Source organism: Allobosea caraganae, assembly GCF_003351345.1.
Taxonomy (GTDB): domain Bacteria; phylum Pseudomonadota; class Alphaproteobacteria; order Rhizobiales; family Beijerinckiaceae; genus Allobosea; species Allobosea caraganae.
In genome coordinates, this window is the sequence record NZ_QQTO01000021.1 from 21,861 (window position 1) to 35,114 (window position 13,254).

Consider the following 13,254-nt stretch of genomic DNA (forward strand, 5'->3'; position numbering starts at 1 on the left):
TCCCGCCACGTCATGATCAAGCGCGAAAGAACAAAGATATATGTCAGGCGCTTGTAGCGGCGGCCTCAGGCGTCGACCTTGATGCCCTTCAGCGCCGCCCGCAGCGCCTGCTCGCCGGCCTCGTTGCCGCAGATGATGTCCTTCGCGCTGGTCGGCTGCTTGCCGTCGAGCGTGCCGAAGGTGCCGCCCGCCTCGCGGATCATCACGGCGCCGGCGGCGAAATCCCAGGTGTTGAGGCCGCGCTCCCAATAGGCGTCCATGCGGCCGGCAGCGACGTAGGCGATGTCGAGCGCGGCGGAGCCCATGCGGCGGACATTGGCGAAGCGCGGCATCACGGCGGCGAGCTCGCGCAGGAAGAGCGGGTGGCCGCCCTTGCCGATATGCGGCACGCCCATGCCGATCAGCATGTCGGCGGGCTCGCGCCGGCCGGAGACGCGCATGCGGCGGTTGTTGACATAGGCGCCCTTGCCCTTCTCGGCGATGAAGAGCTCGTCCTTGGCGGCGTCGTAGACGATGCCGGCGACGAACTGGTTGTCGCGCTCCAGCGCCACCGAGATGTTCCAGTGCGGGATGCCGCGCAGGAAGTTGTGGGTGCCGTCGAGCGGGTCGATGTGCCAGCGGTTGCTCTCGTCGGTGCCGATGACGACGCCGCTCTCCTCCATGACGAAACCGTAGCCCGGCCGCGTCTTCTCGAGCGATTCGCGCAGGATCTGCTCGGCCTTGTGGTCGGCCTTGGAGACGAAGTCGCCCGGGCCCTTGGCGAGGACCTGCAGGTTCTCGATCTCGCCGAAATCGCGCTTGAGCGAACGGGACGCCTTCATCACGGCGTCGGTCATCACGGTCATCAGGGGGGAGCGGATCATCTCAAAACCTCATGCGCATGGCGGCGCGCGATAGGGCCGGCAGATAAGCGGCCACGGAGTCAAACAGCGGCCTCGCCAGTCGGCGAGGCAATTCAGACGGTCACTTGAGCGGCTCGGCCGACGTAGTCAAGGCCGAGGTCAGCGCCGTGCTCTCGATGCGCTGGGCGGCGAGCTGGGCGGCGCGGTTGAGCTGCTCCGGCGTCAGCCGGTCGATCAGCTGGTCGAGCACCGGGTCGCTCAGCCCCTGGGCGCGGGCGGCAAGGTGCCAGGCGGCCGCCTCGGCGCTGTCGGGATTGATGCCGCGGCCGGCCTGGTAGAGCCGCGCCAGCCGGTTCTGGGCGATGGCATTGCCCTTGTAGGCGGCGCGCAGGAAGAGCTTGGCGGCGGCGACCTCGTCCTTGGCCACGCCGCTGCCGTTGAACAGCATGATCGCGTACTCGATCTCGGCCGCGATCGCGCCGTTGTCGACGGCCCTGGCCATCCAATCCGCCGCCCTGGCCTCGTCCCTGGCGACGCCGCGGCCCTGCTTGTAGAGGATGGCGAGCGCGTATTCGGCATCGCCGAGATTGGCGTTGGCGGCGATCTCCAGGCAGGCGACGGCGCGCTTGGCGTCAGGCTCCTGGCCGGTCGCCAGCAGGGCGAGCGCGAGGTTGTAGTTGGCGGCCGGGTGACCTGCCGCCGCAGCCTTCTCGAGCAGGGCGCCGGCGCGGGCCTGATTGGCCTTGTCGGGCCCTTCGAGCAAAGCGAGCGCCAGCGCATAGATCGCGTTGACGTCGCCGCGCTCGGCGGCACGCTCGTACCATTCGGTCGCGGCCTTCTGGCTCGGCGCGACGCCGAGGCCCTGGCGGTAGATCTCGCCGAGCAGGGTCATGGCGGCGGCGTCGCCGTTGTCGGCCTCGATGCGCTTCAGCGCCTCGGTCTGGGCGCGGCGGTAATGGCCGGCCTGGTAGGCGCCATAGGCGAGGTCAGGCTTCTGTGCCGCGTCGGTTTTTGGCGCGAGCTCGGGCTTGGGCGCGGGGGCGAGCTTGGGCGCCTGCGCAAGGCCGGCTTGGCCAAGCACGAGCCCGGCGAGCACGAGGGCGCGCCGCAGGCCGATCATCGCGCCGAAGCCTTGCGCGCCGCGAAGGCGGCGATGGCGGCATTGGCCTGCTCGACCAGCGCGCGGATGTCCTGGCCCTCATCGAAGGCCCAGGCGCCAAGCGCGACGAATTCGGCGCCGGTCTCGACGAGTGGCACGATGGCGTCGGCATCGGGCACATAGGCGACGCAGGGCGTCTCGAAGATCTCGGCCCACCAGGAGGCGCGCTCGATCACGGCCGGCAGCGGCGGCACGGAGCCATCCGGGCGTGGCTCGCCGAACATCACGTAGTCGACGCCGGCCTCGCCGATATCCATGGCGTCATGGCGGGCGCGCAGGCCGCCGGCGCCGATGATGCGCTCGTCGCGCAGGCTGGAGCGGGCCTCGGCCACGGCCTCAGGCCCGGTGGTGAGGTGGACGCCATCGGCGCCGCCGCGCGTCGCGATCACCGCCGGCCCCTCGACGACGAGGGCGACGTTGTTGGACTGGACGGGGCCGACCAGGCGCTTGACGCGCTCGATGCGGCTGCGCTCGTCGCCGTCTGCCAGGCGCAGCAGCACGGCTGCGACATCGCCGCCGGCGAAGGCCTGCATCAGGCGGAAGGAGATGGCCTCGGCATCCGCCACAGGGGGCGTGACGAGCATCAGGCGGGTCGGTGCGGTTGTCGTTGTCATGATCTTGCGCGCAAACGGCCTGCCACAGCGTCCAATGTCAAGACCGCAAGTCCGGCGACCAGGCTCCAGAAGGCCGAACCGATGCCGAACAGCGAGAGGCTGGAGGCCGCGACGGCGAAGGCGATGGCCGCGGCGAAGCGCTCCTTGTCCGAGGACATCGCTTGTCCGAGCGCGCCCGTGAACGAGCCGGCGAGGCCCAGGCCCGCCACCGCGACGATGAACGCCTTCGGCAGGGCCAGCAACAGCGCGATCAGCAGGCCGGTGCAGCCAGCGATGGCGAGGTAGGCGAAGCCATAGATCACGCCCGCCTTCCAGCGCTGCGCCGGGTCGGGATGCGTGTCGCTGCCGGTGCAGATCGACGCGCTGATCGCTGCCATGTTGGACATGTGTGCGCCGAAAGGAGCGGTCAGCAGCGAGACGAGCCCGGTGGCGAAGAGGGCCGGCGCCGTCGGCGGGTTGTAGCCGGCGGCGCGGAGCACGGCGAAGCCCGGCAGGTTCTGGGCGGCCATGGTGACGAGATAGAGCGGGATGCCGATGCCGAGCATGGCGGCAATATCGAAATGCGGCGTGACGAATTCGAGGCGGGTGAGCACGAGCTCTCCTGCCGGCCAATGGGCGAGCCCGCCAAGGAAGCTGATGGCGATGCCCGCGATCAACGCGGCGATGACGCCGAGGAAGGGATTGAGGAGCCGCGCGACGAGGAAGATCGCGAGCAACGGCAGCACCAGCAGCGGCGACAGGCGCATCTCGTCGAAGACGGCGACGACGAAGCGGAAGATCACACCCGCCAGCATGGCCGACGCGATCGGCATCGGGATGCGCTCGATCAGCCGGCCGAGCGGCCGGAAGGCGGCGGTCAGCATCATCAACGCGGCCGCGAGGAGGAAGGCGCCGACGGCCGAGGCGAGGTTGAAGCCACTCGCTGCGGCGATCAGCGCCGCTCCTGGCGTCGACCACGCGCAGATCATCGGCATGCGGTAGCGCCAGGACAGCCAGATGCTCGGCAGGCCGGTGCCGATGGCGAGCGCGGCGACCCATGACACGGTCTGGTCGGCGGTGGCGCCGAGCGCCTGCGCCGCAGACAGGATGACGGCGACGGAGGCGGCGAAGCCGACAAAGACCGCTACGAAGGCGGAGAAGACGATCGACATGGGCGTTCTTGTCGCTTCAAGGCTGGGCGCAGCCGGAGAGGCGGCCCGAACGGGTGTCTCGTTCAATCAGAAAAAGCCAGCGGCCGGAAGAGCATGGCTGGATTGGACCGTTGCAGCGCCGGAAAGGCGCATCGGCCGCCAAAGACTAGGGCAGGTGGCGCGTGACCTTGCTTTCGAGCAGGCGGACGAGGACGGGATCCATGAAATCGTAGTCGTCGGGGATGTCGAGGCAGACCAGCCTCGCCGATTTCAGGTGCTTGCCGAAGCGCCGCTGCAGCTTGTTGCGATGCTCGCGCTCCATCACGAAGATGAGGTCGGCCCAGGCGACCAGTTCGCTGGTCAGCGGCACGTCCGCGTCATGGTTTGTGCCGGCGGACGCCACCTCGAGGTCGCGTCGCGTCGAGAAGACCTGCTCGGCCGTGGGGCTGCGCAGGCGATTCTGGCTGCAGACGAACAGGACCTTCTTCATCGGCGGGGCGACGTGCGGGCGGAGCCTTGCTCCGCCCGCTGGAGCAGGCTGGTCACGCCGCCTTCTGCTTGCCGAAGGTCGGGTCGAGCTCGCCCTTGGCGTAGCGCTTGGCCATCTCGGCGGTGGTCGCGATGCGCTTGATCTTGCCGGCCTGACCCGCGGTGTTGAACTCCTGCAGGCGCAGGGTGCAGAGCTTGGTCATGGCTTCCATAGCCGGCTTCAGATACTTGCGCGGATCGAACTCGCCGGGGTTCTCCGACAGGATTTTTCGGATCTGGCCGGTCATCGCCATGCGGTTGTCGGTGTCGATGTTGATCTTGCGGACGCCGTGCTTGATGCCGCGCTGGATCTCCTCGACCGGCACGCCCCAGGTCTGGGGCATCTTGCCGCCGTACTGGTTGATGATGTCCTGGAGGTCCTGCGGCACCGAGGAGGAGCCGTGCATGACGAGGTGCATGTTCGGTAGCTTCTTGTGGATCTCCTCGATGATGTTCATCGCCAGGATCGCGCCATCGGGCTTGCGGGTGAACTTGTAGGCGCCGTGCGAGGTGCCCATGGCGATGGCGAGAGCATCGACCTTGGTCTCGGCGACGAACTTCACCGCCTCGTCCGGGTTGGTCAGGAGCTGGTCGTGGCTGAGCTTGCCCTCGAAGCCGTGGCCGTCCTCCTTCTCGCCCTCGCCGCTCTCGAGCGAGCCGAGCACGCCGAGCTCGCCCTCGACCGAGATGCCGCCGAGATGGGCCATGTCGGTGACGGTCTTGGTGACGCCGACATTGTAGTCCCAGTCGCCCGGGGTCTTGCCGTCGGCCTTGAGCGAGCCGTCCATCATCACCGAGGTGAAGCCGGCCTGGATCGCGGTCATGCAGGTCGCCGGCTCGTTGCCGTGGTCGAGATGCACGCAGACCGGGATATGCGGGTAGATCTCGGTGACGGCGTCCATCATGTGCTTGAGCATGATGTCGTTGGCGTAGCTGCGTGCGCCGCGCGAGGCCTGGATGATCACCGGAGCGTCGGTGCCGTCCGCCGCCGCCATGATCGCCAGCGCCTGCTCCATGTTGTTGATGTTGAAGGCGGGCACGCCGTAGTCGTTCTCGGCGGCATGATCGAGCAATTGGCGCAGGGTGATGCGGGCCATGGTCAGTCCTCTCCCAAACAAAAATCGTGCTGTTGGCGCGATTTTGGCCTGATCGGAACGATCAGCCAAGCCCGAAGGCGCGCCAGTCTCGCCAATGGCTAACGGCGAGGGCGGATCAGCTTCGCCGCAACGCCTCGACGCCCGGCAGGGCCTTGCCTTCCATCCACTCCAGGAAGGCGCCGCCCGCGGTCGAGACGTAGCTCAGGTCATCGGCCACGCCGGCATGGTTCATCGCCGCGACGGTATCGCCGCCACCGGCGACCGCGACGAGCTTGCCGGCCTTGACGCGCGCCGCCGCGGCCTTCGCCACGGTGACGGTCGCGGTGTCGAACGGGCGCAGCTCGAAGGCGCCGAAGGGGCCGTTCCAGACCAGCGTCCTGACCGTGTCGAGCTTGAGCACGACTTCGGCGATGCTGAGCGGGCCGGCATCCAAGATCATCTCGTCGGCGGCAACGTCGCCGACCGGCACGACGCGGTGGCCGGGATTGGCCTTGAACTCGCGCGCGACCAGCGCATCGACGGGCAGGAGGATCTCGCAGCCGGCGGCCTTGGCCTTCTCCTCGATCTCGCGGGCGGTGCCAACGAGATCATGCTCGCAGAGCGACTTGCCGACATCGACGCCGCGGGCGGCGAGGAAGGTGTTGGCCATGCCGCCGCCGATGGCGAGGATGTCGACCTTCTTCACGAGGTTGCCGAGCAGCTCGAGCTTGGTCGAGACCTTGGCGCCGCCGACGATCGCCATCACGGGGCGGGCGGGGTTGTCGAGGCCGGCCGAGAGCGCCTCCAGCTCGGCCTGCATGGTGCGGCCGGCATAGGCCGGCAGGACATGGGCGAGGCCCTCGGTCGAGGCATGGGCGCGGTGGGCGGCCGAGAAGGCGTCGTTGACGAAGAGGTCGCCATTGGCGGCGAGCGCGCTGACGAAGGCCGGGTCGTTTGTCTCGTCGCCGGCGTGGAAGCGGGTGTTCTCCAGCAGCAGGACCTCGCCGTTCCTGGCGGCCGAGATCGCCTTGGCGACGTCATCGCCGATGCAGTCGTCGACGAAGATCACCGGCTGGCCGAGCGCATGCGCCAGCGCCGGGACGACCTGCCTCAGGCTGTTCTTCTCGTCGCGGCCCTTGGGCCGGCCGAAATGCGCCAGCAGCACGGTCTTGCCGCCCTTCTGCGAGATCTCGCGGATGGTCGGCAGGATGCGGTCGATGCGGGTGGTGTCGGTGACCTTGCCGTCCTCCATCGGGACGTTGAGGTCGACGCGGACCAGGACGCGCTTGCCGGCGAGCTCGGCGTCGTCGAGCGTGCGGAAGCCGGTCACGGCAGCAGCTTCGGCATCACGCCCGGCACGCCGAACTTCAACACCAGGACGGTGAGGACGACCGTGAGCACCGCGGTGATGATCGCCGTGGTGAACAGGGTGGCGGCGCGCGGCGTCGCGTCGACGCGGCTGCGCAGGGCGGAGACCTCGTCGCGGATGCTGGCGAAGTCCATGGTGCCGGCCGCGGCGTCGACCTTGTGGGCGCTGCGCTCCAGCGAAGCCTCGGCGCGGGTCAGCACGGCCTCGTAGCGGGCGAACTTCTCCTCGATCCGGGCGGTCTTCTCCTCGATGCGTGAGAGCTGGTCGAGGCCGCGGGGTTCGGCGGCAGGCGCCGCGGGAGCAGGGGCGTCCTGGACGGGCACGAGGCTGGCGACGTTGGGCTGGGCGATCACGGGAACATCCTGTGGGCTGGGCGGGGTCGCGACGGTGGGCTCGATCTTCGCCATGTCGATCCGATCCTATCTGATGCAGTGGGCAAGGCCACGACCTGCGGGAGGATCGTGGCCTTGGTAAGACAGGTCAGATCAGCTTGGCCATGGCGACGGCGGTGTCGCTCATGCGGTTCGAGAAGCCCCACTCGTTGTCGTACCAGGACAGGACGCGGACGAACTTCTCGTCCATGACCTTGGTCTGGTCGAGCGCGAAGGTCGACGAGGCCGGATCGTGGTTGAAGTCCATCGAGACGTTGGGCTGGTCGGTGACGGCCAGGATGCCCTTCAGCGGGCCGCGCCTGCTGGCCTTCAGGATCGCCTCATTGATCTTCTCGACGCTGGTCTTGCGCTTCGAGATGAACTTGAAGTCGACGACCGAGACGTTCGGGGTCGGCACGCGGATCGAGGTGCCGTCGAGACGGCCCTTGAGCTCGGGGATGACGAGGCCGATCGCCTTGGCGGCGCCGGTCGAGGTCGGGATCATCGAGAGCGCCGCGGCGCGGCCCCGGTAAAGATCCTTGTGCATCGTGTCCAGCGTCGGCTGGTCGCCGGTATAGGCGTGGATCGTGGTCATGAAGCCCTTGTCGATGCCGACGGCGTCCTGCAGCACGCGCACGACCGGGGCCAGGCAGTTCGTGGTGCACGACGCGTTGGAGACGACGAGGTGGTCGGCGGTCAGGGCGCTATGGTTGACGCCGTAGACCACCGTCAGGTCGGCGCCGTCGCAGGGGGCCGAGACCAGCACGCGCTTGGCGCCGGCGGCGAGGTGGGCGGCCGCCGTATCCCGCTTGGTGAAGATGCCGGTGCATTCGAAGGCGATGTCGACGCCGAGCGCCTTGTGCGGCAGGTCCTTGGGATCGCGGATGGCGGTGACCTTGATCGGGCCGCGGCCGACGTCGATCGTGTCGCCGGAGACCGTCACCGTGCCGGGGAAGCGGCCATGGACGGAGTCGAAGCGGAAGAGATGGGCGTTGGTCTCGACCGGGCCGAGATCGTTGATCGCCACGACCTCGATATCCTTGCGCTTCGACTCGATGATCGCGCGCAGGACGTTGCGCCCGATGCGGCCGAAGCCGTTGATCGCCACCTTGACCGTCATCTCAATCCTCTCCTTCGCCGATTCACGACATCTGTCGCGGAGCCCCGTCGCTTCAAACTGAAGCAACAGGGCTCTTATTCAAAAGTTGGGCATGATGTTGTCCGAAAACCGCTTCGCAATTTTCGGCATCGGGCCCAGTCACGCGGGCAAATCGGCCAAACTAGGGCCAAGTGCAAGCGTTTCGCCAAAAACTACGCGTTGTGGCGCTTGACCGCCTCCGCAACCACCGCCTCCGGCGTGATGCCGAAATGCTTGTAGACCTCTTTGTAGGGGCCGCTGGCGCCGAAGGAGTGCATGCCGACGAAGCCGCCGTCATGGCCGATGACCGCATCCCAGCCGAAGCGGACGCCGGCCTCGATCGCGATCTTGACCGGCGCGTCGCCGATGACCGCCGCCTGGGTGGCCTCGTCCTGCTGCAGCAGCAATTCGAGCGAGGGCACCGAGACGACGCGGGCGCGCATGCCCTTCTCCGCCAGAAGCTTGCGGGCGGCGACGGCGAGCTCGAGCTCCGAGCCGGAGGCGAAGAGCGAGACCTGGGCCTTGCCGCCCTCGGCCGGCAGCAGCTCGTAGCCGCCCTTGGCCGAGCGGTTGGTGGCGGTGCCGTCGGTGCGCAATTGCGGCAGGTTCTGGCGCGATAGCGCCAGCACGGTCGGCCCGTCGGTGCGCTCCAGCGCGAGCTGCCAGGCTTCGGCCGTCTCGATCGTGTCGGCCGGGCGGAAGACGCGCATCTTCGGCATGGCGCGCAGCGAGGCGATCTGCTCGACCGGCTGGTGGGTCGGGCCGTCCTCGCCGAGGCCGATCGAGTCGTGGGTCATGACGTAGACGACCGGCAGGCCCATCAGCGCGGCCAGGCGCATCGAGGGGCGGGCATAGTCGGCGAAGACGAGGAAGGTGCCGCCGGCCGGGCGGAAGCCGCCATGCAGGAGGATGCCGTTCATCGCGGCGGCCATGCCGTGCTCGCGGATGCCGTAGCGGACATAGCGACCCTTCGGGGTCTTCGGCGTGAAGTCCTCGGCGTGGCTGGTTCGCGTATTGTTGGACGGCGTCAGATCGGCCGAACCGATCACGAGCTCGGGCATAAGCGGCACAATGACCTCGAGCGCCAGCTCCGAGGCCTTGCGGGTCGCGACATTCTGCGGGGCGGCGATCAGCGCCTTCTTGTGGGCGACGATGGCCTTGTCGAGCTTGGCCGGGACCTTGTGGGCGAGGCGGCGCTCGAACTCGGCGCGCTTGCGCTCGGAGAGGGTCTCGTAGCGGGCGAGCCACTCCTTGCGCGCGCCAGCGCCGGCGGCGCCGAAATTGCGCCAGGTCTTGAGGACGTCGGCGGCGATCTCGAAGGCGCCACCGGTGATGCCGAGCGCCTTCTTGGCGGCGGCGAGTTCTTCCGCGCCGAGCGGCTCGCCATGGGCCTTGGAGGTGCCGGCCTTCTTGGGCGCGCCGAAGCCGATCACGGTCTTGCAGGCGATCATGGTCGGCTTGCTCGACTTCTGGGCGCGGCGGATCGCGGCCTCGATCGCGTCGGGGTCATGGCCGTCGACGTGCTCGGAGCGCCAGCCGCAGGCCTTGAAGCGGGCGACCTGGTCGACCGAGTCGGAGATGGTCAGCGGGCCGTCGATCGAGATGCCGTTATCGTCCCAGAACACGATCAGCTTGTTGAGCTTCTGGTGGCCGGCGAGCGCGATGGCCTCCTGGCTGATGCCCTCCATCAGGTCGCCGTCGGAGGCGAGCACGTAGGTGTGGTGGTCGACGGTCTTCTTGCCGAACTCGGCGGCGAGCATGCGCTCGGCGATGGCCATGCCGACCGAGGTGGCGAGACCCTGGCCGAGCGGGCCGGTGGTGGTCTCGACGCCAAGCGTCATGAAGTTCTCGGGATGGCCCGGGGTCTTCGAGTCGATCTGGCGGAACTTCTTCAGGTCCGCGAGCTCCATGCCGGGCACGCCGGTGAGGTAGAGCAGGGCGTAGAGCAGCATCGAGCCATGGCCGGCCGAAAGCACGAAGCGGTCGCGGTCGGGCCAGTGCGGCTCGGCCGCGTCGTATTTCAGGATGCGGGTAAACAGGACCGTCGCCACGTCGGCGGCGCCCATGGGCAGGCCGGGATGGCCGGACTTGGCCTGCTCGACGCCGTCCATCGCGAGCGCGCGGATGGCATTGGCGAGCTTGTCGTGCTGGGCGCGGTCTAGGGTCATGGCGTCATTGACTCCGGCTGGGGTTCCGGCCTTCGGGAGGGGCGCGACCATGGCCAGGCCCTGCCGGGGAGGCAGGTTTGACAACGGTCCGAGGTCTTTTCGGGGCGTCGTTTCGTGCGGTGCTCGATTAGGCCGCCGGCTCTGCCGGAGTCAATTCGCCAGAGGCGCGCAGCGGCTGCGACCTGGGCGCCGATTCGGCGCGGGCCGCGCAGTTTCAACAACGGAAAGTCCCGATAAGCCAGTGCGCCAACAGTTACAGGCATGTACTTCGCGCAAAACCGGTTTCCACTTGTCCGGAACTTGCTCTAGGTTCACGAATCGTAAAGCCGGCTTCGATCTGGAGAGGAGAGACGACGGTGGCGAGCCTGATGCTGGATAATGCGCTGGCGCGTCTCGACGGGGCGCTGGCGCAGCTCGAGGGCGCGGCGCGGCGCCGCATCGAGGCGGAGCGGGGACGGGCCAATCTCGAAACCGAGCTGACCCTGATGCAGGACGACCGTGCCCGACTGGCGGCCGAACTCGACGGGACCATGGCGCGGCTGGGCCAGGTCGAGAGCGCTGCCGGCGATGTCGACAAGCGGCTGGAGAAGGCGATCGGCGCCGTCGGCGCAGTGATCGCGCGGGTTCAGGCGCGAGAATAACAAGAACCGGGGGAGGCGATGCCGCAAGTCAATGTCACGATCGCCGGCAAGGCCTATCGCATGGCCTGCGGCGAGGGCGAGGAGGCGCACCTGGAGGGGCTCGCCAGCCTCTACGACGCCAAGATCGACGAGATGCGCCAGGCCTTCGGCGAGATCGGCGACATGCGGCTGCACGTCATGGCCGCGCTGATGGTGGCCGACGAGGTCTCCGAGCTGAAGCAGCGCGTCTCCTCGCTGGAGAATGCGCTCGCGGCGGTGAGGGGCGATGCCGGCTCGGCCGACCAGCTCCTCGGCGAGGTCGAGGAGCGGGCGGCCGAAGCGCTCGTCGCCGCGGCCGAGCGGATTGAGAGCGTGGCGCGTGCGCTGGTGCCGGCGCCGGTGGGATAATCACATCTCCGGCCATGACCTTCCAGATCGATATCGAAGACCCGGCTAAGCCCGACATCGTTTCCCTACTGGTGGACGGCGAGGCATTGTCCGCTTCGCTCTATCCGGCCGAGAGCAACCATCATCTCCCGCTCGACGCGCTGCGCGCTGCGAATGTGTGCTTCGTCGCGGCGCGCGATCCTGACCGCGCAGCGGTGGCGACCGGCGCGCTCGTGCTGCACGAAGGCTGGGCCGAGCTGAAGCGGATGTGGGTCGTTCCCGCGGCGCGCGGACGAGGCCTGTCGAAGGCGATCCTCGTCGATCTCGAAGCCAGGGCTCGCGAGGCGGGGATAGGCCTGGTCCGGCTGGAGACCGGGGTGAAGAATCACGAGGCGCTCGGCCTCTACGAGCGCTTGGGCTTTTCGCGCTGCGGGCCGTTCGGGGATTATGGCCCCGATCCGCTCAGCGTCTTCATGCAGAAGAAACTCGTCTAGCCGCAGCATGGCTGCCACAAATCCTCCGGGATTTGCATTGATTCGCCATGCGCGAGTGGTTCAGCGGAAAGAGACTTCATGACCGACAGACTTCGGGTCGCCATTCTCCTCGGCGGGCAATCCTCCGAGCATGAGGTCTCGCTCCTCTCCGCCGGCAACGTGGTGAAGGCGATCGACAAGGCGCGCTACGACGTCGTGCCGATCCTGATCAGCCGGAGCGGGCAGTGGCGCCTGCTCGAGCTGCAGAACGGCGTCCTGCCCGACCCGATCCCCGAGAGCGGAGCCGAGATCTGCCTGCTGCCGGGAGGACGCGGCCGGCTGCTCAGCCTGACGCAGGGCGTCGCGCCTGAGGAGTTGAAGCCGATCGATATCCTCTTCCCCGTCCTGCATGGGCTGAACGGCGAGGACGGCTCGATCCAGGGGCTGGCCCAGATCGCGGGCGTGCCGCTGGCCGGCTGCGGCATCCTCGGCTCGGCCAATGCGATCGACAAGGACATCGCCAAGCGCCTGCTACGTGAGGCCGGGCTTGCGGTGGCGCGTTCGCTGACCGCGCGGCGCGGCGAGGCGTTGTCCTTCGAGGAGGCGCAAGCGGCGCTCGGCCTGCCGCTCTTCGTCAAGCCAGCCCGGCAGGGCTCGTCGGTCGGCGTCAGCAAGGCGACGAGCGCCGAAGAGTTCGCGGCTGCGCTGACCGAGGCCTTCACATACGACCAGAAGGTGCTGGTCGAGGAGTTCGTCCAGGGCCGCGAGATCGAGTGCAGCGTGCTGGAGCAGGCCGATGGCGAGACCATCGTCTCGGTCCCGGGCGAGATCGTCACCGCGGCGAGCCATGGCTTCTACACCTACGAGGCCAAATACCTCGATGAGAGCGGCGCCGAGGTCGTGGTCCCCGCCGACCTGCCGCAGGAGGTGGCGGACCGCGTGCGCGGGCTGGCGAAGCAGGCCTTCCATGCGCTCGGCTGCGACAGCATGGCCCGCGTCGACTTCTTCGTGCGGCCGGACATGAGCGCCGTGATCAACGAGATCAACACGATCCCAGGCTTCACCAATATCAGCATGTACCCGAAGGCGCTGGCGGCGACCGGCATCGCCTATCCCGACCTGATCGATCGAGTGATCCAGCACGGGCTGGCGCGAGCGAAGAGACCGCTTGCGAATTCTACTGGCGAGGCCGTCTGACGCGCCTGCCTGCGCTTCCGGTGCTCACGTACAAACGTACGCTTCGCTCCGGTTCTCGATGGCCACGCCAGCCGACTCACCCCAGCGAAGTCTCAAACGGTCTCGGGGAGGGCAGGAGCCCATGTTCCAGCCTGATCCGCTGCAATCGCCACTGGCGCTTTGCCGGCGCGCATCCTACATAG

At 68.1% G+C, this 13,254-nt stretch carries 14 protein-coding genes; 4 read left to right on the forward strand and 10 right to left on the reverse strand.

All coding sequences use genetic code 11. The features are described from left to right. Positions 1 to 65 precede the first annotated feature (65 nt). The 10 genes from DWF00_RS14305 to tkt all read right to left on the reverse strand — a co-directional run bounded on the left by DWF00_RS14305 (position 66) and on the right by tkt (position 10,395). Entirely contained in the window at positions 66 to 863 is a 798-nt protein-coding gene (locus DWF00_RS14305; RefSeq protein ID WP_114832528.1) for an inositol monophosphatase family protein, read from the reverse strand. A 100-nt stretch (positions 864 to 963) separates the two neighbouring features. Beyond that, complete coding sequence (locus tag DWF00_RS14310) at positions 964 to 1,962, reverse strand: tetratricopeptide repeat protein (protein ID WP_114832530.1); 999 nt, start codon at positions 1,960 to 1,962, stop codon at positions 964 to 966. Continuing rightward, the gene (locus tag DWF00_RS14315; protein ID WP_114832532.1) at positions 1,959 to 2,615 is read right to left on the reverse strand and encodes a thiamine phosphate synthase; all 657 of its coding nucleotides are present in this window, start codon (positions 2,613 to 2,615) and stop codon (positions 1,959 to 1,961) included. Before DWF00_RS14315 ends, DWF00_RS14310 begins: the two co-directional genes overlap by 4 nt. Further along, the gene (locus DWF00_RS14320; protein ID WP_114832533.1) at positions 2,612 to 3,766 is read right to left on the reverse strand and encodes a benzoate/H(+) symporter BenE family transporter; all 1,155 of its coding nucleotides are present in this window, start codon (positions 3,764 to 3,766) and stop codon (positions 2,612 to 2,614) included. Before DWF00_RS14320 ends, DWF00_RS14315 begins: the two co-directional genes overlap by 4 nt. A gap of 145 nt (positions 3,767 to 3,911) precedes the next feature. After that, positions 3,912 to 4,235 carry a low molecular weight protein tyrosine phosphatase family protein gene (locus DWF00_RS14325; protein ID WP_114832535.1) on the reverse strand — a complete coding sequence of 108 codons (324 nt, stop codon included), beginning with the start codon at positions 4,233 to 4,235 and terminating at the stop codon, positions 3,912 to 3,914. A gap of 52 nt (positions 4,236 to 4,287) precedes the next feature. Further along, a complete protein-coding gene (fba, locus tag DWF00_RS14330) occupies positions 4,288 to 5,370 on the reverse strand; it encodes a class II fructose-bisphosphate aldolase (protein WP_114832536.1) in 1,083 nt (360 codons plus the stop codon). A 115-nt stretch (positions 5,371 to 5,485) separates the two neighbouring features. Continuing rightward, on the reverse strand, positions 5,486 to 6,679 hold the full coding sequence (locus DWF00_RS14335; protein WP_114832538.1) for a phosphoglycerate kinase: 1,194 nt from the start codon (positions 6,677 to 6,679) through the stop codon (positions 5,486 to 5,488). Continuing rightward, positions 6,676 to 7,125, reverse strand: coding sequence for a hypothetical protein (locus DWF00_RS14340; protein ID WP_114832540.1), 450 nt, complete (start codon positions 7,123 to 7,125; stop codon positions 6,676 to 6,678). Before DWF00_RS14340 ends, DWF00_RS14335 begins: the two co-directional genes overlap by 4 nt. 73 nt (positions 7,126 to 7,198) lie before the next feature. Then, entirely contained in the window at positions 7,199 to 8,209 is a 1,011-nt protein-coding gene (gap, locus tag DWF00_RS14345) for a type I glyceraldehyde-3-phosphate dehydrogenase (protein WP_114832541.1), read from the reverse strand. A 191-nt stretch (positions 8,210 to 8,400) separates the two neighbouring features. After that, positions 8,401 to 10,395 (reverse strand): transketolase, encoded by a 1,995-nt coding sequence (gene tkt, locus DWF00_RS14350; protein ID WP_114832543.1) that lies wholly within the window; start codon positions 10,393 to 10,395, stop codon positions 8,401 to 8,403. A gap of 356 nt (positions 10,396 to 10,751) precedes the next feature. Here tkt and DWF00_RS14355 point away from each other — a divergent pair, with 356 nt between their 5' ends. The 4 genes from DWF00_RS14355 (at position 10,752) to DWF00_RS14370 (ending at position 13,072) form a co-directional block, all read left to right on the forward strand. Continuing rightward, the gene (locus tag DWF00_RS14355) at positions 10,752 to 11,036 is read left to right on the forward strand and encodes a DUF4164 family protein (protein WP_342769101.1); all 285 of its coding nucleotides are present in this window, start codon (positions 10,752 to 10,754) and stop codon (positions 11,034 to 11,036) included. 18 nt (positions 11,037 to 11,054) lie between these two features. After that, positions 11,055 to 11,423, forward strand: a complete 369-nt coding sequence (locus DWF00_RS14360; RefSeq protein ID WP_114832544.1) for a cell division protein ZapA — start codon at positions 11,055 to 11,057, stop codon at positions 11,421 to 11,423. A gap of 14 nt (positions 11,424 to 11,437) precedes the next feature. Continuing rightward, the gene (locus DWF00_RS14365; protein WP_114832546.1) at positions 11,438 to 11,896 is read left to right on the forward strand and encodes a GNAT family N-acetyltransferase; all 459 of its coding nucleotides are present in this window, start codon (positions 11,438 to 11,440) and stop codon (positions 11,894 to 11,896) included. A gap of 78 nt (positions 11,897 to 11,974) precedes the next feature. After that, complete coding sequence (locus DWF00_RS14370; protein ID WP_114832547.1) at positions 11,975 to 13,072, forward strand: D-alanine--D-alanine ligase family protein; 1,098 nt, start codon at positions 11,975 to 11,977, stop codon at positions 13,070 to 13,072. Positions 13,073 to 13,254 lie beyond the last annotated feature (182 nt).

Excerpts from the sequence above, each read along its gene's own strand:
- DWF00_RS14305 (WP_114832528.1), bottom strand. The coding sequence starts at position 863 with ATGATCCGCTCCCCCCTGATGACCGTGATGACCGACGCCGTGATGAAG.
- DWF00_RS14310 (WP_114832530.1), bottom strand. The coding sequence starts at position 1,962 with ATGATCGGCCTGCGGCGCGCCCTCGTGCTCGCCGGGCTCGTGCTTGGC.
- DWF00_RS14315 (WP_114832532.1), bottom strand. The coding sequence starts at position 2,615 with ATGACAACGACAACCGCACCGACCCGCCTGATGCTCGTCACGCCCCCT.
- DWF00_RS14320 (WP_114832533.1), bottom strand. The coding sequence starts at position 3,766 with ATGTCGATCGTCTTCTCCGCCTTCGTAGCGGTCTTTGTCGGCTTCGCC.
- DWF00_RS14325 (WP_114832535.1), bottom strand. The coding sequence starts at position 4,235 with ATGAAGAAGGTCCTGTTCGTCTGCAGCCAGAATCGCCTGCGCAGCCCC.
- fba (WP_114832536.1), bottom strand. The coding sequence starts at position 5,370 with ATGGCCCGCATCACCCTGCGCCAATTGCTCGATCATGCCGCCGAGAAC.
- DWF00_RS14340 (WP_114832540.1), bottom strand. The coding sequence starts at position 7,125 with ATGGCGAAGATCGAGCCCACCGTCGCGACCCCGCCCAGCCCACAGGAT.
- gap (WP_114832541.1), bottom strand. The coding sequence starts at position 8,209 with ATGACGGTCAAGGTGGCGATCAACGGCTTCGGCCGCATCGGGCGCAAC.
- tkt (WP_114832543.1), bottom strand. The coding sequence starts at position 10,395 with ATGACCCTAGACCGCGCCCAGCACGACAAGCTCGCCAATGCCATCCGC.
- DWF00_RS14360 (WP_114832544.1), top strand. The coding sequence starts at position 11,055 with ATGCCGCAAGTCAATGTCACGATCGCCGGCAAGGCCTATCGCATGGCC.
- DWF00_RS14365 (WP_114832546.1), top strand. The coding sequence starts at position 11,438 with ATGACCTTCCAGATCGATATCGAAGACCCGGCTAAGCCCGACATCGTT.
- DWF00_RS14370 (WP_114832547.1), top strand. The coding sequence starts at position 11,975 with ATGACCGACAGACTTCGGGTCGCCATTCTCCTCGGCGGGCAATCCTCC.